We start from the raw sequence: 23,947 nt of genomic DNA on the forward strand, positions 1-23,947 counted from the left end.
AAGGCAGAGATGGGTGGTCAGCGGTTTTTACTCATCCACCCATCCACCCGTCCACTCATCCTAAGGTCGCCTCCACTCAGCAATGTTCCAGGTGCTCAGATCCCAGGGGGTGAGGTTGATGCCGGTGAGGCGGTTGCTGACGCCGGAGGCATCGGCGCGGTGGACGATGGGCATGACGGCGGCATCTTCAATCAGCAAGTCGTTCATTTGAATAAACAGGTCTTGCCGTTCTTCAGGGTCGAGGGTGGCGGCGGCCTGCTGCCAGAGGGCGTCGTACTCGGGGTTGCAGTAGCGGGCGTAGTTGCTGCCCGACCAGTTGTTGGCCTTTTGAGCCATTTCGGCGCAGGTGTAGGTCTGCATGTAGGAGCCAGGGTCGGGGTTGGTGTTGCCGGTGGCAAACATTTGCAGGTCGGCGGAGAAGCGCTCAAGGGTTTCGCGGCTGGCGGGATCGCCCGAGAAATAGACGCTGGCGTCGATGCTTTTTAGCTCGACCCCAATGCCGATCTGCTCCAGGGATTGTTTGACAATCTCCTGGGTTTTCTGGCGCACGGGGTTGACTGAGGTTTGAAAGACCAACTGCATTTCTTGATCGTCTTTGTCGCGGGTGCCGTTGTTGTTGCTATCGACCCAGCCTGCGGCGTCGAGCAGGGCGGCGGCGGCTTCGGGGTCGTAGTCGTAGCTGGTGTTGGACGAGGCAAAGGGATCGGGGGCGACTAAAAAATTGGTGGTGGCCTGGCCTGTAGGGCCGTAGATTTGGGCGGCAATAGTGTCGCGATCGAGGGCCAGATTAATGGCCTGGCGCACCAGGCGATCGCTCAAGAAGGGGTGCGGAAACTCGGTGCTAGAGGTCTCGCCGTCAGCGGTGGCTTGGTTGGGGTCGGTGAAGTTGAAGATGACCCGCTCGACCAGGGAGCCAAAGTTGGCCACTACCTCACCCTGGCCCGCCGCCTCAAGCTGTTCGAGAATGGCAGCCTCGACCTGGAGGTTGTTGGCGTAATCCACATCCCCGGTTTGCAGCACCGCTCGCGCCGCCGAGGTGGCATCGCCACCGCCCTTCAGCTCAACGCGGCTAAAGGCGAGTTGGTCGGCGTCGCGGTAGTTGGGGTTGGCCTCAAAGACAATCACATCGCCGGGGGTAAAGCTGGTGACGCGGTAGGGGCCGGTGCCCACGGGCATGGTGTTGGCGGGGGCCTCGCGACCGTTGGGGCCGTTGTAGTCTTCAAACACATGCTTGGGCAGCACCATGCCCTCGGTGCCGGTAAACACCAGATACCAAGCGGGGTTCGGCTCCTTGAAGGTGATCTTCACGGTAGTATCGTCGATCGCCTCTACCCGCTCCACCAGTTCGTAGGTGCCCGCGTTGACCGTGGCCACCTCGGGGTTGACGATGAACTCGTAGGTAAACGCCACATCCTCGGCGGTGAAGGGGGTGCCGTCTGACCAGGTGATACCTTCCTTAAGCTTCCAGGTGACAGAGGTGCCGTCGGCGGCGACGCCGCCGTTGTCGAGGGTGGGCTCCTCGGCGGCCAGGAATAGCACCATGTTGCCCTCAGCATCAAAGCTGGCCAGGGGTTCGAGGGTGATGCGGCTGGCCTCGGAATCTTTGAAGCCGCTGGAAAAGTGGGGGTTGAGAATAGTGGGAGCCTGCCAGTAGAGTAGCCGCAGGGTGTCGTCAGCGGCGGCGGTGGCTGTATCAGTGCCAGTTTCAGTTTGGGCATTCTCCGGTGCCCGACACCCGCTAAACAGCAGCAAACAGAGACTAGCGGCAGCGACGGCACGAACGTTCATGGGCAACTCAGTAGAATTCTGAAGATTGGCGGTTGAGGGTAGGGGTGGGGGGTAGGGGGTTGGGTTGTACCACGATGACCTGAGCCCTGGTAGTTCGATCCCCAGGCATTAGCGTAGCGGGTCGGCGGATTGAGATGGTAAAGCAGGATACAGATCTGTTCCCAAAACCAGTACCCGATCCACCCCCTCCTGCACCGAGGGCAGCGCTCCCTGGAGTTGGCGGTGCATGGTGGCAATGATGTCGACGGGCACTTGGCGCGATCGCCCCCGATTGCGCTCGATCGCCAGGCTTAGGGGCACATCAAACCAGACTAAAGTGATGGGGGCAAAGCCGGTTTGGCAGGCAGCGGCGATCGCCTCTCTCCTGTGCCGCCGCCGTGCGTTGGTGGCATCGTAGATCACGCCCTCTAGCTCGCCCTGGTGAATGGCTGCGATCGCCTGCTGCCACTGGGTCATCACCTGCTGCCAGATCCGCAGCCAGTCGCCCTGAATCGCTTCGTCACCGTAGAGCTGGGCGCGAAGGTTGTCGGTAGACACAATACGGTAGCGGGGATGGGCCAAGACAAAATCCCTGGCCCAAGTCGACTTACCGCTGCCGGGAATACCCACCAGCATCAACAGGGGCACAGGGATTGCATCTCGGCTCACCGGAGACCCGGCCTCAAATGATCATGCCGTCGGGAATCACCGCGTTCTTCAGCACCACGACAATGCCGCTACGAATGTAGAAGCCCAGGTCTTCTCGCTCGGCCTCCTGCACATTGTCTTTGTTGACGATCTGCACGTTGCGGCCAATGCGGGCATTTTTGTCAATAATGGCGCGGCGAATGATTGAGCCTTCGCCAATGCCCATGGGAATTTTGCCCCGAGTCAGGTGCTGGCTGCTCTCCGAGAGCGGCTCGTAGTAGTCGGCCCCCATCAGCAGCGAGTCTTCGATCACGCAGTCGGCGTTAATGCGCTGGCGCAACCCCACCACCGAGTGGTGAATGCGGCAGTTTTTAAGAATGCAGCCCTCAGTGATGCTCGACTGGGTGATCTGGCAGTCTTGCAGCTTGTTGGGCGGCAGGTAGCGGGCGCGAGTATAGATGGGCGCGTCTTCGTGGTAAAAGCTGAAGTCGGGGTAGGGCTGCTGAGTTAGCGCCAGGTTGGCATCGTAGAAGGCTTCGATGGTTCCGATGTCTTCCCAATAGCCGTCGAATAGATAGGCCTGCACGTTGTAATCGCGCGACGAGGCCGGAATAATTTCTTTGCCGAAATCGGTTTGGTCGAGGTTCTTACGCAGCAGGTCGATCAGCACCTGCTTTTTAAACACGTAGATGCCCATCGACGCGATGAAGGGCTTCTCGACCGCCTGTTCGGCGCTGAGGCCAAGGGAGGTGGTGTCAACTTTCATCTGCTCTAGGGCTTCGCCCTTGGGCTTTTCGCTAAAGTCAACTACGCGCCCGGTGCCATCGACCTTCATCAGGCCAAAGTCAGAGGCTTGCTTGTAGCCAATGGGCACCACCGACAGGGTAATGTCGGCGTTGGTGGCTCGGTGGCGCTGCACAAACAGGCTGTAGTCCATGCGGTAGAGGTGATCCCCAGAGAGGATGATGAAATCCTCGACGTTCCAGGAGTCAAACAGCCACAGGTATTTGCGCACGGCGTCGGCGGTGCCCTGGAACCAGCTAGGGCTCTCAGGGGTTTGCTGGGCCGCCAGCACTTCCACAAAGCCCTCGGTAAACTGCGAAAACTGGTAGGCACGACCAATGTGCCGGTTCAACGAGGCGGAGTTGAACTGGGTCAGTACGTAAATTTTGTGGATTTCGGAGTTGATGCAGTTACTTACAGGAATATCAATTAAGCGATATTTACCGGCCAAAGAAACCGCTGGCTTAGCCCGAAATTTCGTTAATGGATAAAGGCGAGTGCCGGCACCGCCCCCTAGAATTATGGCCAGAACTGATTTCACAAGATTCCCTCAATAAGCCCACAAACTGGCTCGTTTTCACCGTCTGTTTCACATTCCCAGTGTGAGCCTGAGGGTACCGCTTGACAAGGGGTTTATGAAAATATTGTGGTGGAATGTGACCTGGGACACGCCAGCAGTTTTTAGTGATCCCTATAGAGTGCCCCTCAGCCTGGGATAGGCAGGTGTAGGCTGAGGGGCAGTGGAGCGCGTAGATTATGGGCCTACCGGTGAACTGGCTCACGTTGAAATCATCTAACCTTCTACCAGGATCCAACTCTTAAAGTCGGATCACCGACAGCGTGATGGCGCTGCTGTTGTTTTCGGGAAAGGTGTCGATAAAAAAGGCACAGAGTTGGGCAGGTTCATCGACCTCTAGGGAGAGGGTGTCGGCATGGCCATTGAGGGTGGACCAGGTGCCATTGACCCAGACGCCAGTCTTTAAATTTGAGACCCGGCCACCGTAGATCCACAGCAGTACCCAGGGCTCGCCCGATTGGGTATCGTCGCCGTAGTTAAAGGTGCCTGCTTTAATGCGCAGGATGTAGGAGCCTGGATCGAGGTTGCAGGTAGCGGCTACTTGCTCCTGGAGGTACTGCATCTGGTCACCCCTGAGCAAGACGGCGTTATGACGACTGTGCACGGTTATGGTTTGAATTGCGCAAGTTTTAGAGACAACAGCAGCGACGTCTCTGATGGGGGCGGGCTGGGCTGTTGCTGGGTTTAGTACAGGGGCTAGGGCCACATCGTCTACCGGAGCTGCTACCGGGACTGCTACTGGAGCCGCTACCGGAACTGTCTTGGGTGGCGCAACCGGGGCTATTGAGCGTGACGCTATTGGTTTGCGCTGACCCTTGAGTAGCCACCACAGCAGCCCGCCCAAAACAGGAATACCCAATAGCCACCAGGGAAACCGCCCTGATGTAGCTGTCTCGGTTGTAGTGCCAGCGGGGGGGACTAAAGCGGTGTTCTGTCCTGAGGTGGCGGTGGATTCAAGCGTCGCAGTTGGGGCTGGAGGAGCGATCGCGGGCGCAGTTTTAGGCGAGGGGGTTGCTGTCGGTTCTGATGCCTTAGTTGCGGCGGCATCAGCGCTAGTTGGCCCGGGCAGCTGCATAAAAAAGCCGATCAAGGCCAAGGCGGCGGGAGTGGGGTCTTCGGCGTTGTAGACATAGGCCCGATGTTGGGAGTAGGGGTAGCGCGGGTCGTTAGGTAGTGTTTGGTGCATGGCTAAAACCCGCACATCGCTGCGGCCCAGCACCTGGGAGGCCACCGCGTAGGCAATGCCGTCTGCGCCCAGGGCCTCGACTACGGCTTCGGTGTCGTCGTCATCGACGGGGTCGGCGGTAGAGCCAGTGCCAAAGAAGGCTCCGTCAAAGGCGGCATAGCGGCTCAGGGCGATGCGGGTATCGCTGTAGTTGGGGCGATCGATCACGCGAATGCGGGCTGGAGCACCGCCGACCTCGGCCCAGTTCCTAATCTCGCCGCGAAACATTCGGGCAAACTGCTCGAAGCTGAGGCTGCCTTCAAAGGGGTTGTCGGGGCCGACTATCACGGCGATTTTTTCGCGCTCAATGGGTATCTCTACTAGGCCTTGACTGCGTTCGGCGGCAGTGAGAGGCCGCCCGGCGGCCACAATATCTAGCTCGCCATCGATCAACGCCCGCAGCGCTGCATCGGTGCGGCTAGCCCCGATTTCTACTGAGGCGTTGGGGAAGCGTTGGAGGAAGCGATCGCGCAAATCCTCATTGGCCAACACCATACTGCTAGAGCCGTCGAGGCGCAGCACTGCATCTGCCGGTAGCTGAGTGGGAATTGAGACCGGATCGGGCAGGGTGCCTGGGGCCTGGGCTAAAAGGCGATCGGCGGCGATCGGAGAAATCGCCGCTGTGGCCAGCAGCAGCGCCACGGCCCGAGCCAGAGAAGGTGATTGAGTTGCCATGGTAGTATCCCTAACCGCTCCCCTAAATTCGCACGATCGAGAGGGTCAGTTCTTCGTCGTTGTCTTCTAAATAGGTATCAAAGAAAAAGGCGCAGAGGGTAGCGGGCTCTACCACCTCCATGACTAGGGCGTCGTCGTAGCCGTTGAGCGATACCCAGGTGGCATTCACCGGCACGTTGGTCTTTTGGTTGATCACCTGACCGCCGTAGATCCACAGCAGCACCACCGGCTCATTGCGCAGGGCGTCGGCCCCATAGCCAAAAGAGCCTGAGCGAATTTTGACAATATTGGTGCCCGGCTCTAGCTGCGCTGAGACACCGGTTCGCTGCAGCGCCTCCATCTGCTCAGGGCTAAACTGAAAGCAGTTGTGCTGACCGTGGACTGTTAGATCTGTGACTGTGCACCCATCCATAACTCGGGTCTCCATTCAACGAGTTTGCTACTTAGAAGCTTAGGGCGATCGCCCCAAGCCCAGACAAAGCTCCCACGTAATTGCCCAACTGGGTTGAGCAATTGCGTTTAAAGTTTTGCTCCGTTGGTTTGAATTACTCTTTGATACCAAAAATAGCTCTGTTTTTTTCGTCTCTCTAAGTCTTTCTCTCGATCGATGTAGACAAAGCCATACTGTTTTTGATAGCCGTTTAGCCAGCTCAGCAGGTCAATGTATGACCAGGCAAAGTAGCCGAATACAGGGATGCTATCGGCGATCGCCCGCTTGCAGGCCAGAATATGCTGCTTCAGATACTCAATGCGAGGATAGTCTAATATTTCGCCATTGGCCGCGATCGCATCCTTCGCCCCGATGCCGTTTTCAGTGATCACGATGGGAATGGTACCGTATCTTTCCTGAATCCGCTTTATGCCTTCGTGCAGCCCTTCTGGATAGATCGCCCAATCCCAGTCGGTGTAGTCAATGTTGGGGTTGATAACTCGCTTAAACAGGCCAGGAATGCCGCTTTCTTTTTGACTGCCTTTTTCACCCGTGGTGTTTATCGTGGTCAAACCAACTCCATTTAGAGGGTTGTGGGCGAGAAAGGTGCTCTGGTAGTAATTGACGCCAATGAAGTCACTTTTAGCCTGCTTTAGCAGAGCCAGATCGCCCTCTAATACCGTTGGCGCACCCCATTTGCTTTGGTAATAGTTCCACATGGTCTGGGGATAGTCTCCCCGTAGAACCGGGTCATAGAACCAATGGTGATCCATGACCTCATAATTTTCGTAGGCCTGAATATCTTCGGGTTGATCGCTGATGGGAAAGCCGGGCAGGAGGACGTGGGCCATGCCAATTTTGCCCGCCAGAATTTTTCCTTCGCGAGTTAACTGTCTGTACTCGGCGATCGCTTTGGCATGGGCAATGTTAACAATGTGGGTGACTTCTACGACTCGGCGCTCATCTTTGACGCCGGGAGGATGCAGGCCATCGCGATAGCCGAGCATGATGAAATTAATCACTTCGTTGAAGGTAAGCCAGTATGTGACGCGATCGCCGAACTGCTCAAAACAAATTTTGGCGTAGGTGGCAAATGCATCGGCGACAGCTCGATTTTCCCAGCCGCCGATATCTTGCAAGGCCTGGGGCAAATCCCAGTGATACAGCGTTGCGAATGGGATGATTTGATACTTCAGCAGTTCGTCGATTAAGCGACTGTAAAATGCAATTCCTTCAGGGTTGACCTCGCCCATGCCGTTGGGGAAGATGCGTGCCCAGGCGATCGAAAATCGGTAGGAGCGCAGCCCCAGCTCTGCCATTAACCGAACGTCTTCTTCATACCGGTTGTAATGGTCTGCCGCAATATCTCCGTTGGTGCCCTGGTAGGTTGTGCCAGGCAAATGGGAGTAGATGTCCCAGATGGATGGGCCTTTGCCATCTTGCTGATAGGCTCCCTCAACTTGGTAGGAAGCGGTGGCAGCTCCCCAGAGAAAATCGGGTGGAAAGTTTGCCATAGTGTTAAGAGCAAGGGACTTCAACCAATCGCCTAGCTGACTAACTCCAACATGAGACAAAAAGATGACTAATATCTACTCAAGTTGGAATTAAAGGCCAAATTCAAAATACATTGATGATCCAGACGGTGAGCCATGCAACAAAGAAGAAGGCGTAATAGAATGGAAAGATTATAGAATTAGATGCTAGTAGCTTCTTGCTCGCTACCTCCTGCGTGCCAAAAAGTACTAATTGCATTCCATATTCCAATTCAGCTTCTTTCGCACGGCGCATATATCCAGACATATAAGCTGCCAATCGACGTTCGCTATTGATCCCCAAACAAAGAACAAATGCAGCCACAATTGATAGCAGCAGATCTGAAGCATTAAAACTCAAAAGCCTGTTTCCAATAATTGTTAAAACTGCTGCCTGTACAGTGGTCGCAAAGGTCATGTCTTGTCTTCGCAAAGAGGTTAAATGACGATATTGTTCTAAAGCCGCTTCATATTCCAATCTTGCCAATTCCCACGGCTCGGGCTGTTTAGCTTGCATTATAAACCTCCCATTTTTGTCAAAGGAAATCTTAAGAGCCTTTCTACTGTAAATCTCCCTAACTATAAGACTGCAACTAGAGCGGACTTTTTAAAATATTCCTCTTATGGAACCCAGGTAGAAATTTATCTGGCTCACTACTAATATGCTTATAGCGGGTAATTGGGCAACCGATATATAACTATCTATTCATTTTGGGCTTCGATCGCTCAAGTTCTCTCTAGCTTCAGCCTCCTTTACATCGCCAACGGGTAGCATCTACACCAGCCCTCGCGGTCATACCATAGCCAATAGCTAGTGAGAATCGCTCTTTTAAGTCGCGCTCGGCCAAAGGAGCGCAGGTACTGTGGCACAATGGAAGACACTCTTAAATTTTGCCGTCATCTTTTGAAACGCCTGTGAATTCTACTGTTGCGACCCCCTCGGCCACCTTTGCCCCCGCTCGCCGCGCGGTATTTCCCTTCACCGCCGTGATTGGCCAAGACGACATGAAGCTGGCCCTGCTCCTCAACGTCATCGACCCCAAAATTGGCGGGGTGATGATCATGGGCGATCGCGGCACCGGCAAATCCACCACCATTCGCGCCCTGGCCGACCTGCTGCCCGAGATCGAGGTCGTAGCCGATGACCCCTTCAGCCGTTCGCCCCAGGACCGCGACGTGTGGGCCGAGCGCGGCACCAATGATCTGCCTGTGGCGCATAAGAAAGTTCCCATGGTTGACCTACCCCTGGGGGCCACCGAAGACCGGGTCTGCGGCACGATTGACATCGAAAAAGCCCTATCTGAGGGCGTTAAAGCTTTTGAGCCGGGCCTGCTGGCCAAGGCCAATCGCGGCATTCTCTATGTAGACGAGGTCAACCTGCTCGACGACCACCTCGTCGACGTGCTGCTCGACTCCGCCGCCTCGGGCTGGAACACTGTAGAGCGTGAAGGCATCTCCATTCGCCACCCGGCCCAGTTTGTGCTGGTAGGCTCTGGCAACCCTGAGGAAGGAGAGTTGCGGCCCCAGTTGCTCGATCGCTTCGGTATGCACGCCGAGATTCGCACCGTGCGCGACCCTGAGCTGCGGGTACAAATTGTCGAGCAGCGCTCTGAGTTTGACCAAGACCCCGCCACCTACCTAACCAAGCACCAGGCCGAGCAAGAAGCGCTCCAGGTCAAGCTAGTGGAGGCGCAGCAGCGGCTAGCCTCAGTCAACCTCGACTACGAAGATCGGGTGCGCATCTCTGAGGTGTGCTCAGAGCTAGATGTAGACGGGCTGCGGGGCGACATTGTCACCAACCGGGCCGCCAAGGCGATCGCTGCCTATGAGGGCCGCACTGAAGTCACCCTCGACGACATCAAGCGGGTAATTGTGCTCTGCCTGCGCCACCGCCTGCGCAAAGACCCGTTAGAGAGCATCGACTCGGGCTACAAAGTCGAAAAAGTGTTCTGTAAGGTGTTTGGTCTAGCCGACCCCGATGCGGCGGTCAACGGTCGTCAGCCTGTGGGGGCTCGGTAAGCACTCCTGTGGGTCAGCGCATTCTCGGGCTTGACCCTGGCCTAGCCATTCTGGGGTTTGGGGTGATCGACGGCGACCACCCCGATTCGCTGCTAGCCCCCGGCGGCCATGCCGAGGCCACGGTGGTCGATTTTGGCGTGATCGAGACCCCGGCTAAGACTCCGGTGGGCGATCGCCTCTGCACTATCTACACCGATCTGCACAGCCTGCTAGAGCTGTATAAGCCGGATTTGGTGGCGATCGAGAAGTTCTTTTTTTACCGTATGGGCAACACGATTTTGGTGGCCCAGGCTCGGGGGGTGGTGATGCTGGTGCTGGCTCAGCACAGCCTGCCCTTTGTCGAATTCACCCCGGCTCAGGTGAAGCAGGCGCTGACGGGCTACGGCAATGCCGATAAGTCTGAGGTGCAGCAGGCGGTCGCCCGAGAGCTGAGCCTAGAGCGCATTCCCCGCCCCGACGATGCGGCAGATGGGCTGGCGCTGGCGCTGGCAGCTTGGTATCAGCGGTAACGACACTTACAGGATCAACACAGGTGGCCTCAAGCTAGACGTAGTTCTGCTCGGTCGTCGGAACTGCGGAGCATGCAATTCAAAAACTCTCGGACAATATCTCGGCGTTTTCATGCTGTCTCAACATGGTGGGTTATGACTTAACCCACCATGTTGAGCCGTGATTAGTGCCTTACCCTTGGTTGGTATCAGCGTCTGGGTTAGCAGCCAATGACGCCTGGGAGGTATTGCCGCCACCCAGATTCTGCAACGTCTGAGCCAAATCTAAACCTGTGGCCTGCTTCATCTGTTCCATAAACGAGGCCAGCTTGGTGGCACTGCCGCCCCGTTCCGGGTCGATCACGGTGATGCTTTCGACCTGCACCTCGGGCACGGTGTCAACCAGATTCGCCAGCAGCGACTCTAGTTTCTGGAAGAGAAAGATTTCTCGGGCGTGGTCGCCTGCCGCTTTCCAGGTGGTGGCCAGTTCGCGAATGCCCTCGGCGCGGGCGCGACCGTCTTCGACGATGCTGGCGGCGTCGCCCTTGGCGCGGGCCTGGGCCTGCTGGCAAGCGGCGGCAGCGGGAGCAATCACATCGGCCTGGAGCTGCTGCTCGACCTGGTTGCGGCGTTCGCGCTGGACGGCGAGTTCGGCCTCGGTGCGGGCGACTTCGGCAGCAATTTCAGACTCGGCTTCAGAAATCGCGGCCTGGCGCTGACTGAGGGCGTTTTGCAGGCGGCGATCGGCGTCGGCGCGGGTAGTCTCTATTTTGGCTTCGATCTGGCGCAGGGAGGTGCGCTTGAGGTTCTCGGAGGCTTGTAAAGCCGACTGGGTCTTGGCCTCGGCCTCAGCGATGCGAGCGTCGCGCAGCAAGTCAGCCCGCTGTTTGCGCCCAATCGAGTTGAGGTAGCCAACGTCGTCGGAGATGTTTTGAATTTGCAGGTTGTCGAGGATGAGGCCGAGCTGGGCAAGGTCGTCGTCGGCTTCGTCGAGCAGGTTGCGGACAAAGGCCATTTTGTCTTCGTTCACCTGTTCGGGGGTGAGGGTGGCTAGCACGCCCCGCAGGTTGCCTTCGAGGGTTTCTCGGGCAATTTTTTCGATCTCTTCGCGGCTTTTGCCCAGCAGGCGCTCGATCGCATTGTGAATCGCCGGTTCTTCGCCCGCAATTTTGATGTTGGCCACGCCATCGACGTTGAGGGGAATGCCGCCCTTGGAGTAGGCGCTGGCCACCTTCAGCTCGATGATCATGTTGGTGAGTTCCATGCGGAACGTCTTTTCGAGCAGGGGTTTGCGAATGCTGCTGCCGCCCTTGACCAGGCGATAGCCGACGCTGTGCCCATCGCCAACGGTGCGGCGATCGCCCGAAAAGATCAGCACTTCGCTGGGCTGGCAGATGTAGTAAAGGTTTTTGATGATCAGCAGCAGGCTGCCGGTGGCCCCGAACATGACGACCAGGAGGGTGAAGATTAGGCTCATGGGGTTTGCTCCGAGGGTGAGATGAGGGGAGATGAGGAAGAGGGGGTGAGGGGGGAGACGGCGGCGAGGGGGATGCCGAGGATGTCTTCGGACTGGCGTAGAAACTGCTTCACCATTTCGGGGTAGGCGTTGAGCAGCGATGCGATCGCCTTGCCGTCGCCGTTGTCGATCACGTTGACCTGCCCCAGATGCAGGCGACCGGGGATGCGACCGGCTTCTTTGAGCACCATTTCGAGCTGCTGCACTAAGAAGATCTGGGAGGCATCTACCCCCGTTTCTTGCCACACCTGCACCAGCATCTGGCTGGCCTGGGCCGAGGCCTTGGCATTTTCTTCGAGGGTGGCGGCGGCCCCGCGAGCGTGGAACTCTTGGGCGCGCTGCTGAGCCTTTGCAGGTAGCACTTTTTCCACCTCTAGGCGGGCCTGCTCCAGATGGGCGCGAATCGCTTGGAGTTCTCGCTGGGCGCGGGCGCGGGCTTCGGCGGCGGCGGCCTGGGTGCGCTCTTCTTCGATGCGGGCCTGCTTTTCGACCTCAGCGGTGATGCGGCGCAGCTCGTTTTCTTTTTCTTGAATCACGGTGCGGGCCTGGGTTTGGGCCACGTCGGCCTCGCGGGCGCTGTCGGCCTCAATTTGCTCGGCCTCGGCGACGGCGTTAGATTCAGCAATTTCGGCATCGCGCACTACGTTGGCGATCTGCCGCCGCCCGATGGAGTTGAGGTAGTCAACCTGGTCAGCGACGCTTTGAATTTTGAGGGTGTCGAGCTGCAATCCCAGCTTGACTAGGTCGTTGCGCACGTCGCTGGCAATGCGCTCGGCAAACTGGAGCCGGTCTTCGTTGAGCTGTTCGGGGGTGAGGGTGGCGACTACACCGCGCAGGTTGCCCTCCAGGGTTTCCCTCGCCACCCGAGAGATTTCCTCTCGGCCCCGACCCAAAAAGCGCTCGATCGCATTGCCGACCAGCACCTCATCGCGGGCGATTTTGACGTTGGCGATCGCCTGAATATCCAGCGGCGTCCCCCCCTTCGAGTAGGCGTTGGTGACCTCAATTGGCACCGGCATGGTGGTCAAATCCATGGTTCTGACCGTTTCGAGAATGGGGATGCGGAAGGTGCGGCCCCCATAAATTACCCGATAGCCCAGGGTTTGACCGTCGGCCCGGCGATACCTGCGCCCGGAGATAATCAAAATTTTGTTGGGGTCGCAGATCTGCACAAAGGCGTTAACGCCCCAAATGGTGATCAAAATCGCGAAGATCAAGACTGCGATCGCCCCACCCCCGAGAGCCCGGCCCCCGCTCTGTCCCATCACCGGCACCGCTGGCATTGCCTCTGCGATCGCCACCGTTTCTGCCCTAGTCATTCCATTCGTCATACGCAACCTCTTCCTTATTCGTAATCTCTAGCGCTAGGCATATTAGAAAGGTGATGGGGAAGATAGGGGTGATGGAGTAATCAAGCGATCAAAACGCCCCCACTCCCTCACCTCCCTCATCTCCCTTACTCCCCTACCCCTCCATCCCCTCCGCCGCCGCCACCCACAGCTTGTTGCGCTCCATGCCCACCACCAGCACCGTTTCGCCTGCCTGAAACTCGCGTTCCTCCTGGGTGATGGCAAAAAAGCTGACGGTCGAGCCGGCCATGCTGAGGCTGACCTTACCTCGGCTATTGGTATCAAAGGGAATTTCTACCGTAGCGAGCTGGCCGATCAAGGTTTCGGAGCGAATCAGGCTGCTGACCGACTGCCGACCCAGCGATCGCAGCACTAGCGCCGCCACCAGCCCGCAAAACAGGCCCATCAGCACCGCAATCAGCGCCCCCAGCCACTCTGCCAAGTTGGGCTGCACCAGGTTAAGCAGTAGCCCCGTCAGGCCAAAAAAGCAGAGAGCAAAAGTCCAAAACCGCAGGCTGAGGAAGGGCAGCCACCAGCGATCGCGCAGAGCTGTCAGCGTCTGGTCAATTTGGGTACCCGCGTCAATATCGTCAATGCTGACGGCGGCTGCGGCATCAACATCAAAATCGGCGTCGATGTCTACACCATCAAACCCACCGACAGCGGCCAGCAAGACAAAAATGCCCCCGACCAGAAAACACAGACCATAGATCAGCATAGTTTGGCGGCACCTCACGGGGTTAGCCAGATCAATCCCCGTTGCCAGGGTACTCGCGCCAACCGAGTCTACGCCCGTATCTTCATTAATTAGAACGTGAGAGTGGCCGTCTACCAAGGCGATCTCAGCCTTGACCATGGCGTTTGGGATACAACATTGACAGCCAAAACTTTGAAACCGCGCACACCCGTTTAAGTGTTAGCCCTAGACGCAGTTGGCCTTAGGATTGTGCGATCGCCCCTTCAGTAGCGTTCTAAGATCTGAACCGCCTCTGCGGCTACTGCCAGCACAAACACCCTGGCAGTGTACTGTACGCAGTCCCTCTCAAGACATTGTGCTCAAGGCTTTGTGAAGACTCCGAAGATATACCTAAAAAGCTATGAACTTCGTGGCTTAGCGCCAGCGTTTTAGAGTGACCTATGCCACCATCAGAACTATCCCAGGGAGAAAAAGTGTGACGGTCACCACCTGCCGTTACGCAGCGATCGAAACAACATCTATCTGAAATTCGTCACTAAAAATCTGTTATTTAGCCATTACCATCGCTACCCCGTGTTTTCTTTGACCCCAGCGGCGGGAATTCTCGGAAATCATCGATGGCAATTGCGTGGCATTAGTCCACAGCAGCTCTAGCAATAACGCAAACGCTTGTACCATCCAATTTCCCAGGCCGATACGACGGGGCGAAGGGATGGTGCAGCTGTTTATTCGTCATGCTTTGGGCCCAAAGCGGCCCGCCCAATAGGCTAGCTCGTTAGCCCTGTTGGGTAGGCCGTTAATGCTTACGAGCAGGCGCTGTTCGGGGGAAATATTCCCCCCGGCGGTAACTGCTTTTTGATGCAAAGACTACCGTAAACCACTACTGGAAACTGTAGGTTATTATGACCGTCGCTAAAAATCGTACTAAGCAATCTGCACCCGCCTCCTACCAAAACGTTGCGGCTCAGACTGCCCCTCAAAATCACTCTATAAACAACTTAGATATTTCTGTAGATAGCCCACCCTATTGTCGCGTGACCAATAACATTAAACCCCTGCTAGCGAAGGTTTATTCCTCAGAAACAGCTGAGCGATTAACCACCGAAATCTTTGCGCTGATTAAAGACACCTTGTGCCCCTCAGGCCGCGAAGATCTCAAAAAGTGGAACCACAACAATGTTCTGCTGATTACCTATGGGGATACCATCGTTGACGGCGATCGTCCCCCCCTCTCAGTACTGGCCGAGTTTCTCGAAACCCACCTCTACGACACCATTACCGGCGTCCACATCCTGCCCTTCTTCCCCTACAGCTCCGACGATGGTTTTGCCATCATCGACTATCTCAAGGTCAACCCCGAGCTAGGCAGCTGGGCCGACATCAAGCGCATCGCTACCAATTTCAACCTGATGGCCGACCTGGTGATCAACCACATCTCCAGCCAGCACGAATGGTTTGAGCAGTTTAAGCAAAACGAACTGCCCGGTTGCAACTACTTCATCACCGCCGACCCCAGTGAAGACCTGTCTCAGGTGGTGCGGCCCCGCAGCTCGCCCCTGCTCACCCCCGTCGAAACCGCCGAGGGCGAAAAGCACGTCTGGACGACCTTTAGCGCCGACCAAGTCGATGTCAACTTTGAGAACCCCGACGTGCTGATTGAGTACGTCAAAATCATCCTGGCCTACGTCGAGGCCGGGGCACGCTACATTCGCCTCGATGCGGTGGGCTTTTTGTGGAAAAAGCACGGCACCAACTGCATGCACCTGCCCGAAACCCACGCCGTGGTGCGCCTGTTCCGCGAAATTTTGCAGCTGGTTGACCCCGGCATTTCGCTGATCACCGAGACCAACGTGCCCAACCGCGAAAACCTCAGCTACTTCGGCAACCGCAACGAAGCCCACATGATCTATAACTTCAGCCTGCCGCCGCTGCTGCTGAACGCGCTCATGCAGGGCCGCGCCGACCACCTCAAAACCTGGATGATGAGTATGCCGCCTGCCCCCATTGGCTGCGCCTACTTCAACTTCACGGCCTCCCACGACGGCATTGGCATGCGCCCCGCCGAAGGACTGCTGACCGGCGACGAGTATGAGCAGCTGATCTTGGCCATGCGCAACTTTGGCGGCAAAATTAGCATGCGCAGCCGCCCCGACGGCACCGAATCGCCCTACGAAATCAACATTTCACTGTTTGATGCCCTCAAGGGCACGGTCAAGGGCGAAGACCAGTGGCAGGTGGAGCGCTTTCTCTGCTCCCAAACAATCATGATGGCGCTGGAGGGTATTCCGGCCTTCTACATCCACAGCCTGCTAGCCACCCACAACTACACCGAAGGTGTGGAAGAAACCGGCCACAACCGCACCATCAACCGCTACAAGTGGGATCTCAAGACGCTAGAAACCGCCCTGGCCGACCCCACCACCGCCCATGCCAAGGTGTTGGCAGAACTCAAGCGACTGATCAAGATTCGTCGTCAGCAGACCTCGTTTCACCCCAACGCCACCCAGTACACGCTGCACCCCATGAATCCGGCGCTGTTTGCTTTTTGGCGGCAAAGCCTGACCCGTGACCAGAGCATTTTCTCGGTACACAACCTGAGCGACCAACCCCAAGACCTCCAGCTCAGCGATCTCAATTTGGTCAGCACCGACGACTGGTACGACCTGATTAGCGGTCACCGGTTTACCGACGATCGCACCATCTACGAACTGGCTCCCTACCAGTCGGTGTGGATCACCAACAAGCCCAACTCTGCCCACGACGACACCATGCCGACGCTGCTGTAGAAAATTATGTAGGGGCGCAGCATGCTGCGCCCCTAATTCTAAAATTATTCTAAAAAGTTGCGATCGTCGTCGAGGCAGGCATCCCAGCTGGCGGAGAGGGCGTCAGCGACCATGGCCTCAAAGGCGGCGGTGTTCACCGATCGCGTAATGTGCTCGTGCATCGGGTCAGATAGCGGGATCAGGCGCAGTCGGCGGTTGTCTTGAACCAGGTCAAAATGGTTGCCGTCGGCATCGGTTTTGCCAATTTCTAGACAATCAAAACTGTAAACGTTGATATAGAGTGTATGATTAGCCACGAGCGTGGCCTGCTGCCCGTCGGCGAACACCTCCATGACCAGTCCCTGGCCTTCGGAGAGGGTAATGCCGTCTTGAAAGTGGCGGTACTGCACTTGCCCCAGGTCTTGAAGTAGCCTGAGCATGTCGTTTTTGTTGACAACAACCCCGCTATCGATTAAACAAGGAGCGGGGATGCTTAAATTACTAGCACGCTCGTGATTCATGGGTTTTTAACCACGCTACGTTGGCGGGTGGAGCAAGGCCCGTGGCGGTCGCTCCTGTGGGTCTATATCCACGATACTCGATATCGCTGGGAATGATCTGCCCTGCGATCGCTTGGCTCTGTGGAAAACCCTGAGATAATTCTGCCAAAGGCCCAACCGCTAAGCATTCCGCCAGAATGCTGAAGTCTCCGTGATTTTGCCGAAATGTTTTTCTATAGCGCAGAGGTGGATCCGTGACCCCATTGCCCCCCGCGCGACCCGGTGAAACCTCCCCCCGCCCCGGCTGGTTCGCCAGGCTGGGAGGATCCATTTTGTTCTACACAAAGCTGCCTTTGCCACCAGGCTGGCAGCCGCGCTTTGAGGGCATTGCCCCGCTCGCTCCAGTGGTGGGCCTTGGCCTTGGCCTTGGTTTAGTGGCAGTAGATGCTGCCCTGGCCCTGTTGGGTATGCCGACGCTAACTCGCAGCGCCTTAGTGATTGGTTTGGGGGTGTGGCTGACTGGCGGCCTCCATCTCGATGGCGCGATGGATACCGCCGATGGTCTAGCGGTGATGGCCCCTGAGCGGCGGCTGGCGGTGATGGCCGACAGCCAGAGCGGAGCCTTTGGGGTTATGGCGGCGATCGCCATTCTCGGCCTCAAAACCCTGGCTCTGACAGAGCTAGCCACGGGGCGTGGTTGGGTATTGGTGGCGGCGATGGTGTGGGGTCGCTGGGGTCAGGTAGTGGCGATCGCCCGCTACCCCTACCTGCGTACCGAAGGAAAGGGGGCGCTGCATCGGGAGCATTTGCGATCGCCCCAAGACTGGTTGCTAGGGCTATCGTTGGCTTTGGGCATACATGGTCTCTGGTTCTGGAGACAGCCCGACCAAATTTTGCTCAACGGTATCAGCCTGGCAGGGGGATTGGTCTTCTCCCTGTTAATAGGAGCCTGGCTAAATCGTCGTCTGGGGGGGCACACTGGCGACACCTACGGAGCCACGGTCGAATGGATCGAAACCCTGCTGCTGTGCCTAGCTACCCTGGCCTAGAGCCTGCCATGCCCGTGGTTATCGAATCGCCCCCAGGGTATTCTTCCAGCTCAGCTCTTTGCCCAGCACCATCAGCGCTTTTTGATCGGCCCCGGTGAACAAACCACTGTCAACTAGCTCAGCCAGCACCTGCTGAGCCAACTGGGCGGCAAACATGCCCCCCGATCTAAGCAAATGGCTGTAGTAGCTAAACTGCGTCTGCCCGTCTTTGTTGCAGTGGAAGCAGTGCACCTGCTCTGGTGTCAGACCATAGACCGGTGTATTGGCAGGCACCACCACCCGAGGAATGCCGTGTTTCCCATAGCGTTGGTTGCCCTCGCCCTCCAGTGTGCCCACCAGCACTACCCCCAATAGAGTGCGAGTCTCTTGCACCAGATCGGGGGTAAACAAAGGATCAGGCTCACTAGAAAGCCGTGGCCCGCTGTTAAAAAAGAGCGGGTTGAACAGCTGCGAGTTGTATACCAGCCCCACGGCCCAGTGGCGATCGTTGTCAAAGCTGACAAACTGGCCAAAGCCACAGTCTTCCGGCGTTGGTGGCGAACAGACATCCTGGGCATCGTCAACCTGCACCACGTAGTCGCAGTGGGAATTAGACTTCACCACTTTGCCAATGCGGCAGGGGGGCAGGGCCATAGAGAACAGATCCATAGAGCGCTCTAGGGTGGAACATGGGTACTTATTGTAGACCGTTCCGCCCTGGGTGGTCACTTTCGGCTGCGACTTCGCTCAGCCCCCGCTACAATTCCGGCGATCGAGTGGAATCGAAACTATTGGAACCGTTCTAGAGGCCAAAGCCTTCGTCAAAATCGCTGCGGGTCATGGGCTGACTGACCTCTAAACCCTCGCCCCCCAGCAGGGTCAAGGGCTTGCCATCCACCGAAATCCACACTGGGGCGGCGGGGTCAAAGGCAGTGGCGGTGTAAATCACCTGGCCGAGGCGACCCATCATGGCTGCGCTGCCGCCGCCGGTCTCAAAGTCGCTCGACAGATCGACATGGACTCCGTCTGCCTCCACTGAAGCTTCGATTAGCTGAGTCTGTTCGGGAATTGTGGTGAATGCCTGCTGGCTCGGGTCGCCCGACTTAGAGAGTAGGTCGCTAAATGCGGCAGTGACTTTCTCTGAGGGAGAGGCATCAGCCGCGATGGTAATGGGCTGAGGCACCAGCGCAAAGCCTGTACCCTCGTCCTTTAGCCAGTAGACCTGGCCAGTAACTTCTGCCGGAGCAGGCTGGCTAACCGGCTCCTTAGAGGGGGTGTCTTCGACCTTGGGCGGCGCGGCAGGGGTGGTGACCTCCGGCACGGTCATGATGGGGTCGGGGTCAATGTCGAGGCTGGGAAACTCTGCCACCGGTGGCGTAGGGTTAATGGCGCGCCAGGTGAACCACGCCACAGATCCACCCGAGGCCACTACCAGAGTAGTTAATCCGGCCAAAATGCCGAGGGGAATACGCCTTAGCTTGCTTTTGAGATCCATGGTGGGGGTCCAAATGGGGTCACAACCTTAGCCTAGGGTAGTCCAACTTTCTCTAGGGTGGGGGTGGGACAGCTTCTTGAGCTGGCTGCCGAGTCAAGAGCGGGGAGGTTGGCTCTATTCTGGCAAAGATGGCAACATCTAGTTCATTATCTCGGACTTTAAAGTCAATGACGCGGGCTACCACGCCCAGTGCCTCCAGTCGCCGCAGGGTAAGGCGCTCTTGAGCACCCTGCACAAACGATTCGAGCAGTTGAGGTGGGGTATCTTCGCCATCGACAGTAATAGTGGGGTCAACCAGGGCAAACCGATGGCCGTTGAGGATGTCTAGTCCTAGCTCGACCACGATCGCAATATTCTCCTGGGTTACCCGGTCTTGCAGGTCGACCACAACGCGAAAGCGATCGCCCTCCAAAAACTCCAGCGATGGATTGGCGAGGCCGTAGCGATTTCGTTCGCGCTGACCTGCTGCCCCTGGCAGGGTAAATTCTAAGGTGTCAAGCCAGCCCTGTGCCAGGGGCGACTGCAAAAACGCATTTAGATCGTCGTCGTTGAGACGCAGGCGTAGAGCAGTCTGGGCCGGTTCGTCGAGCACCAGCGCCCCCTGCTGCAAACGACCAAGATCGACATCTACAGCGTCGGTTTCTATGTCTATAGAGTCAATCCGCAGGCCGGGTATCTGCCGGGTTTCGACCCCCCGGGCGGCAATCCAAGTGTGCTCAATTCGGCCACTGGCTAGCTGGTAGTTGGGCACATTGTCGATGCGCACCTGCAACATCTCGGCCTCGGCAAGCTGGTTGCGCAGGGCGGCCTCGGCCAGGGTGTCAACCACCACGCCGCCGCTACCCACTACCCCCAGCAGGGCCGAGAGAAGAATGGTGATCAGTTCCATGGTTCCTCCTGGGGAGTGAGTGGGGGCTGGCCCTAGCGGCTGGCCAGCAGTTCATCGACAATCCAGCCTTTGATCAGGGGAACGACTTCAGCCAGGGCCACCTCCTGCACAATGCCCGTAGCTCGATCGACCACCTCTACTTTGCCATCCCTCAGGGCTCGCCCGGTGACAACGCGGTAGGGAATGCCAATTAGATCGGCGTCTTTGAACTTGACCCCGGCCCGCTCGTCGCGATCGTCGAGCAGGGCCTCGACCCCTACTGACAGCAGCTCCTTGTAGATCGCCTTGGCGGCTTCGACCTGCAAATCGTCGCCCATGTTGGGAATCACCACGATCGCCTGGTAGGGTGCGATCGCCACCGGCCAGACAATGCCGTTTTTATCGTAAGACTGCTCCACCGCTGCCTGGGCCAGGCGCGACACACCAACCCCATAGCAGCCCATCACCAGGGGCAGCTCAGCCCCGTTTTCATCGGTAAAGGTGGCCCCCAGCGCCTGGGAGTATTTAGTGCCCAGTTGAAAGATATGGCCAATTTCGATGCCCCGCGCGGTTTGCAGGGTTTGACTGGGGTCGTGTAGGGCGCGATCGCCCGCTACCGCCTTGCGCACATCCACCACTTGTTTGGGCAGGGTGAATTCTTTGCCCCAGTTGCCGCCCACCACGTGGTAGCCCGTCTCATTTGAGCCAGTGACAAAGTTTTTCAGGTCGGTGGCGGTGCGATCGGCCAGGCGCAGAAACTTGGGCTCTACCTCTTTGCCGCCGCTAATATAGTCGTCACCCAGGTCAGGGGCCATATAGCCTAGGGGCAGAGGTTTGGCGGCCCACTGGCGCTGGGCGTCTTCGTCGGGCACCCCCAGAGTGATCACGGCGCTACCACCGTAGTCTGCGGCCAATTTGGTGAGCTCGTTGGTGAGCTTCACATCGTTGACATCCTGGTCACCGCGCAGGCTGACCAGCACCAGCACCACCCGGCCGTTGTCAAACGTCGCCTGATACAGCACGTTCTTGACGATCTGGGTGGGCGAGCACTTGAGAAACTTGGCTAGCGATTCAATCGTGGGCGTGTTGGGGGTTTCTAGCTTCTCAAATTTGCTAAAGGTAGAGGGCATCGCCTCTACCGGCCGCGACACGGCCTTTTCAACGTTGGCGGCGTACTTGCCGTCCTCGGTGTAGAGCACCTCGTCTTCGCCTGCCTCGGCCAGCACCATAAATTCAGTGGAGCCCGACCCACCGATCGCCCCAGAGTCCGCATCCACTGCCCGAAACTCTAGCCCGCAGCGGCGCAGAATATTGCTGTAAGCCTGGTACATCTCCTGGTAGGTTTCTTTCAGGCTGCTCTCGCTGGTGTGGAACGAGTAGCCGTCTTTCATAATGAACTCGCGCCCGCGCATGAGACCAAAGCGAGGCCGAATCTCATCGCGAAACTTAGTCTGAATCTGATAGAGGTGCAGGGGCAGCTGCCGGTAAGAGCGCACCATGTCGCGAGCGACGGCGGTAATCACCTCCTCGTGGGTGGGGCCAAGGCCGACCTCCTGCTGGCGGCGATCGATCAGCGAGAACATAATGCCCTCCGCCTTGGTGTAGGTGTCCCATCGGCCCGACTCGCGCCAGAGTTCAGCCGGTTGCAGCTGGGGCAGCAGGCATTCCTGCGCCCCCGTGGCATTCATCTCGTCGCGCACGATATCTGAAATCTTGTTGAGCACCCGCCACAGCAGGGGCAGATAGGCATAGACTCCGCTGGCAACACGACGCATGTACCCCGCCCGCAGCAGCAGTTTGTGGCTAGGAATCTCGGCCTCTGCCGGATCTTCTCGTAGGGTGACAAACAGCATTTGGGATAGACGCATGGGGGTCTCCAACGGTGACTGGGGAGGGCTCATAGGCCATAGTAAACGAGGAAGGGCAGCCCTTCCATTACCTGACCGATGCAGCCGGAGCTGTTTACCGCTCAATTACCGGTTGGTGCCCATCGGGAATGGTAGAGAAATCCGCTACAGTGTCTAAGCAGCCGTTCTAGGATTGGCGTGGGCGTTGGCCTCTGGCCGGTCTTCGACCATTGACCTCAGCCCACCCAGAATTGTTGCACCGCAAAGGAAATGGCATCTGCCCACCGTTCCTGGAAATAGCCTTGCCGAGAGACTGACGCTGCACTATCTGCATCCTCAAGATCTGGGTTGGGTGTACCGTCTCAATTATTGCTCCTCTATGAAAAAAGTTTTCGTCCTCGATACCAACGTATTGCTTCACGATCCGATGGCAATGTTCAGGTTTGAGGACAACGATGTGGTGTTGCCCATCACCATTATCGAAGAGCTCGATCGCTTCAAAAAAGGCACCGCCGACACTGGCCGCAACGCTCGCTATGTGTCGCGCACTCTGGATGAGCTGCGCCAGCAGGGCTCGCTGGTCCAAGGCATTCCGCTAGAAAAGGGCGGCACCCTCAAAGTGGCTCTGTGCCACCGCGATACCCTACGGCAGTTGCCCGCCGAGCTGGAGGGCGACCAGGGCGACAACGCTATTCTCGCCGTGGCGATGGAGTATAAGCACCACCACGACCTGCCCGTGGTGCTGGTCAGCAAAGACACCAACTTGCGCATTAAAGCCAACGCCGTCGGGCTGGTGGCCGAAGACTACGAAACCGACAAGATTGACTACGACGACCTCTACACCGGCACCCTGGAGGTGATGACCTCCGCCGAGGCCATGAGCCAGCTGTTTGGCAACGGCTACTTGAAGCTCGATGTGCCGCTCCACCCCAACCAGGCCGTTACCCTGGTCGATGAGTCGAACCCAAACCACACGGCGCTGGCCATGGTGCAGGGCAGCAGCGGCAAGCTGGTGCCCCTCAGCAAGCTGCCCCACGCTGGGGTATCGCGGGTGCTGCCTCGCAACCGTGAGCAGCGGTTTGCCTTTGAGCTGCTGCTGCAAGACTCGATCTCAATGGTGACTCTGGTGGGCAAGGCGGGCACGGGGAAAACGCTGCTGGCGATCGCCGCTGGGGTGCAAAAAGTGGCTGACGAGCGCCTCTACTCGCGCCTGCTGATTGCGCGACCCATCGTGCCCCTGGGTCGCGACATTGGCTACCTGCCGGGCGACATGCGCGAAAAGCTCAACCCCTGGATGCAGCCCCTCTACGACAATTTTGACCTGATCTTTGGCACCCAGGATATGCGTGGCCGCCCTGAACACTGGCGACGCGGCCATGAAGAGATGATCGATCAGGGGCTATTGCAGATTGAGGCGCTGACCTACATTCGGGGGCGATCAATTCCCAAGCAGTTCCTGATTGTGGATGAAGCCCAAAACCTCACCCCCCACGAGGTCAAAACTATTCTTACCCGCGCTGGGGAAGGCACCAAAATCGTTCTCACCGGCGACCCCGATCAGATCGACAACCCCTACGTCGATGCCTCTAGCAACGGCCTGACCTACGTCGTTGAGCGTTTCAAGGACGAAGCTCTAGCTGGGCACATAACGCTCAACAAAGGGGAGCGATCGGGCCTAGCCGAGCGGGCAGCAATGCTGCTGTAGAGCTTGCTGACTTACTGTGCTCAAACGGGCGTG

At 57.6% G+C, this 23,947-nt stretch carries 20 protein-coding genes; 5 read left to right on the forward strand and 15 right to left on the reverse strand.

Going from position 1 to position 23,947, the window contains the following annotated elements:
* Nucleotides 1-60: 60 nt before the first annotated feature.
* From H6G07_RS21390 to H6G07_RS21420, 7 genes are all read right to left on the reverse strand, one after another.
* A complete protein-coding gene (locus H6G07_RS21390; protein WP_073611189.1) occupies nucleotides 61-1,788 on the reverse strand; it encodes a peptide ABC transporter substrate-binding protein in 1,728 nt (575 codons plus the stop codon).
* 108 nt (nucleotides 1,789-1,896) lie between these two features.
* Nucleotides 1,897-2,415 (reverse strand): AAA family ATPase, encoded by a 519-nt coding sequence (locus H6G07_RS21395; protein WP_338420722.1) that lies wholly within the window; start codon nucleotides 2,413-2,415, stop codon nucleotides 1,897-1,899.
* A 34-nt stretch (nucleotides 2,416-2,449) separates the two neighbouring features.
* Nucleotides 2,450-3,739 (reverse strand): glucose-1-phosphate adenylyltransferase, encoded by a 1,290-nt coding sequence (locus H6G07_RS21400; protein ID WP_073611190.1) that lies wholly within the window; start codon nucleotides 3,737-3,739, stop codon nucleotides 2,450-2,452.
* 277 nt (nucleotides 3,740-4,016) lie between these two features.
* Nucleotides 4,017-5,675 (reverse strand): substrate-binding domain-containing protein, encoded by a 1,659-nt coding sequence (locus H6G07_RS21405; protein ID WP_073611191.1) that lies wholly within the window; start codon nucleotides 5,673-5,675, stop codon nucleotides 4,017-4,019.
* Between the two features lie 22 nt (nucleotides 5,676-5,697).
* Entirely contained in the window at nucleotides 5,698-6,087 is a 390-nt protein-coding gene (locus tag H6G07_RS21410; protein ID WP_073611211.1) for a hypothetical protein, read from the reverse strand.
* Between the two features lie 107 nt (nucleotides 6,088-6,194).
* Nucleotides 6,195-7,619 (reverse strand): glycoside hydrolase family 1 protein, encoded by a 1,425-nt coding sequence (locus H6G07_RS21415; RefSeq protein WP_073611192.1) that lies wholly within the window; start codon nucleotides 7,617-7,619, stop codon nucleotides 6,195-6,197.
* A gap of 103 nt (nucleotides 7,620-7,722) precedes the next feature.
* A complete protein-coding gene (locus H6G07_RS21420; protein WP_073611193.1) occupies nucleotides 7,723-8,154 on the reverse strand; it encodes a hypothetical protein in 432 nt (143 codons plus the stop codon).
* Nucleotides 8,155-8,552: 398 nt separating this feature from the next.
* Between H6G07_RS21420 and bchI the strand changes: the two genes are divergently transcribed.
* Together bchI and ruvC are read left to right on the forward strand one after the other, a co-directional pair.
* Nucleotides 8,553-9,656 carry a magnesium chelatase ATPase subunit I gene (gene bchI / locus H6G07_RS21425; protein WP_073611194.1) on the forward strand — a complete coding sequence of 368 codons (1,104 nt, stop codon included), beginning with the start codon at nucleotides 8,553-8,555 and terminating at the stop codon, nucleotides 9,654-9,656.
* Between the two features lie 8 nt (nucleotides 9,657-9,664).
* A complete protein-coding gene (ruvC, locus tag H6G07_RS21430; protein ID WP_073611195.1) occupies nucleotides 9,665-10,165 on the forward strand; it encodes a crossover junction endodeoxyribonuclease RuvC in 501 nt (166 codons plus the stop codon).
* 172 nt (nucleotides 10,166-10,337) lie between these two features.
* On the opposite strand, the gene H6G07_RS21435 is transcribed toward ruvC, so the two are convergent.
* From H6G07_RS21435 to H6G07_RS21445, 3 genes are all read right to left on the reverse strand, one after another.
* On the reverse strand, nucleotides 10,338-11,621 hold the full coding sequence (locus tag H6G07_RS21435; RefSeq protein WP_073611196.1) for a flotillin family protein: 1,284 nt from the start codon (nucleotides 11,619-11,621) through the stop codon (nucleotides 10,338-10,340).
* Entirely contained in the window at nucleotides 11,618-12,979 is a 1,362-nt protein-coding gene (locus tag H6G07_RS21440) for a flotillin family protein (RefSeq protein WP_242026926.1), read from the reverse strand. Before H6G07_RS21440 ends, H6G07_RS21435 begins: the two co-directional genes overlap by 4 nt.
* A 145-nt stretch (nucleotides 12,980-13,124) precedes the next feature.
* The gene (locus H6G07_RS21445; RefSeq protein ID WP_084173707.1) at nucleotides 13,125-13,865 is read right to left on the reverse strand and encodes an NfeD family protein; all 741 of its coding nucleotides are present in this window, start codon (nucleotides 13,863-13,865) and stop codon (nucleotides 13,125-13,127) included.
* Nucleotides 13,866-14,740: 875 nt separating this feature from the next.
* Here H6G07_RS21445 and H6G07_RS21450 point away from each other — a divergent pair.
* Nucleotides 14,741-16,492 carry an alpha-amylase family glycosyl hydrolase gene (locus tag H6G07_RS21450; protein WP_084173717.1) on the forward strand — a complete coding sequence of 584 codons (1,752 nt, stop codon included), beginning with the start codon at nucleotides 14,741-14,743 and terminating at the stop codon, nucleotides 16,490-16,492.
* A gap of 44 nt (nucleotides 16,493-16,536) precedes the next feature.
* On the opposite strand, the gene H6G07_RS21455 is transcribed toward H6G07_RS21450, so the two are convergent.
* Nucleotides 16,537-16,992: a hypothetical protein gene (locus H6G07_RS21455; RefSeq protein ID WP_073611197.1), complete on the reverse strand. Its 456-nt coding sequence runs from the start codon at nucleotides 16,990-16,992 to the stop codon at nucleotides 16,537-16,539.
* Nucleotides 16,993-17,225: 233 nt separating this feature from the next.
* Here H6G07_RS21455 and cobS point away from each other — a divergent pair, with 233 nt between their 5' ends.
* Nucleotides 17,226-18,020, forward strand: a complete 795-nt coding sequence (cobS, locus tag H6G07_RS21460; RefSeq protein ID WP_244901970.1) for an adenosylcobinamide-GDP ribazoletransferase — start codon at nucleotides 17,226-17,228, stop codon at nucleotides 18,018-18,020.
* Nucleotides 18,021-18,038: 18 nt separating this feature from the next.
* Here the strand turns inward: cobS and H6G07_RS21465 are convergent, their stop codons facing one another.
* From H6G07_RS21465 to H6G07_RS21480, 4 genes are all read right to left on the reverse strand, one after another.
* Nucleotides 18,039-18,668 (reverse strand): DUF8166 family protein, encoded by a 630-nt coding sequence (locus H6G07_RS21465; RefSeq protein WP_084173709.1) that lies wholly within the window; start codon nucleotides 18,666-18,668, stop codon nucleotides 18,039-18,041.
* Nucleotides 18,669-18,801: 133 nt separating this feature from the next.
* Nucleotides 18,802-19,494: a GerMN domain-containing protein gene (locus H6G07_RS21470; protein WP_073611198.1), complete on the reverse strand. Its 693-nt coding sequence runs from the start codon at nucleotides 19,492-19,494 to the stop codon at nucleotides 18,802-18,804.
* A 52-nt stretch (nucleotides 19,495-19,546) separates the two neighbouring features.
* A complete protein-coding gene (locus tag H6G07_RS21475; protein WP_073611199.1) occupies nucleotides 19,547-20,383 on the reverse strand; it encodes an LmeA family phospholipid-binding protein in 837 nt (278 codons plus the stop codon).
* A gap of 32 nt (nucleotides 20,384-20,415) precedes the next feature.
* Complete coding sequence (locus H6G07_RS21480) at nucleotides 20,416-22,230, reverse strand: proline--tRNA ligase (protein WP_073611200.1); 1,815 nt, start codon at nucleotides 22,228-22,230, stop codon at nucleotides 20,416-20,418.
* Nucleotides 22,231-22,588: 358 nt separating this feature from the next.
* Here H6G07_RS21480 and H6G07_RS21485 point away from each other — a divergent pair, with 358 nt between their 5' ends.
* The gene (locus tag H6G07_RS21485; protein ID WP_073611201.1) at nucleotides 22,589-23,914 is read left to right on the forward strand and encodes a PhoH family protein; all 1,326 of its coding nucleotides are present in this window, start codon (nucleotides 22,589-22,591) and stop codon (nucleotides 23,912-23,914) included.
* The last annotated feature ends 33 nt before the right edge of the window (nucleotides 23,915-23,947 follow it).

Source organism: Phormidium tenue FACHB-1052, from assembly GCF_014696675.1.
Lineage (GTDB): Bacteria > Cyanobacteriota > Cyanobacteriia > Phormidesmidales > Phormidesmidaceae > Nodosilinea > Nodosilinea tenuis_A.

Coding starts and splice junctions, on each gene's coding strand:
- H6G07_RS21390 (WP_073611189.1), bottom strand. CDS start 1,788: ATGAACGTTCGTGCCGTCGCTGCCGCTAGTCTCTGTTTGCTGCTGTTT.
- H6G07_RS21405 (WP_073611191.1), bottom strand. CDS start 5,675: ATGGCAACTCAATCACCTTCTCTGGCTCGGGCCGTGGCGCTGCTGCTG.
- H6G07_RS21410 (WP_073611211.1), bottom strand. CDS start 6,087: ATGGATGGGTGCACAGTCACAGATCTAACAGTCCACGGTCAGCACAAC.
- H6G07_RS21415 (WP_073611192.1), bottom strand. CDS start 7,619: ATGGCAAACTTTCCACCCGATTTTCTCTGGGGAGCTGCCACCGCTTCC.
- H6G07_RS21420 (WP_073611193.1), bottom strand. CDS start 8,154: ATGCAAGCTAAACAGCCCGAGCCGTGGGAATTGGCAAGATTGGAATAT.
- H6G07_RS21435 (WP_073611196.1), bottom strand. CDS start 11,621: ATGAGCCTAATCTTCACCCTCCTGGTCGTCATGTTCGGGGCCACCGGC.
- H6G07_RS21440 (WP_242026926.1), bottom strand. CDS start 12,979: ATGACTAGGGCAGAAACGGTGGCGATCGCAGAGGCAATGCCAGCGGTG.
- H6G07_RS21445 (WP_084173707.1), bottom strand. CDS start 13,865: ATGGTCAAGGCTGAGATCGCCTTGGTAGACGGCCACTCTCACGTTCTA.
- H6G07_RS21455 (WP_073611197.1), bottom strand. CDS start 16,992: ATGAATCACGAGCGTGCTAGTAATTTAAGCATCCCCGCTCCTTGTTTA.
- H6G07_RS21465 (WP_084173709.1), bottom strand. CDS start 18,668: ATGGATCTGTTCTCTATGGCCCTGCCCCCCTGCCGCATTGGCAAAGTG.
- H6G07_RS21470 (WP_073611198.1), bottom strand. CDS start 19,494: ATGGATCTCAAAAGCAAGCTAAGGCGTATTCCCCTCGGCATTTTGGCC.
- H6G07_RS21475 (WP_073611199.1), bottom strand. CDS start 20,383: ATGGAACTGATCACCATTCTTCTCTCGGCCCTGCTGGGGGTAGTGGGT.
- H6G07_RS21480 (WP_073611200.1), bottom strand. CDS start 22,230: ATGCGTCTATCCCAAATGCTGTTTGTCACCCTACGAGAAGATCCGGCA.
- H6G07_RS21485 (WP_073611201.1), top strand. CDS start 22,589: ATGAAAAAAGTTTTCGTCCTCGATACCAACGTATTGCTTCACGATCCG.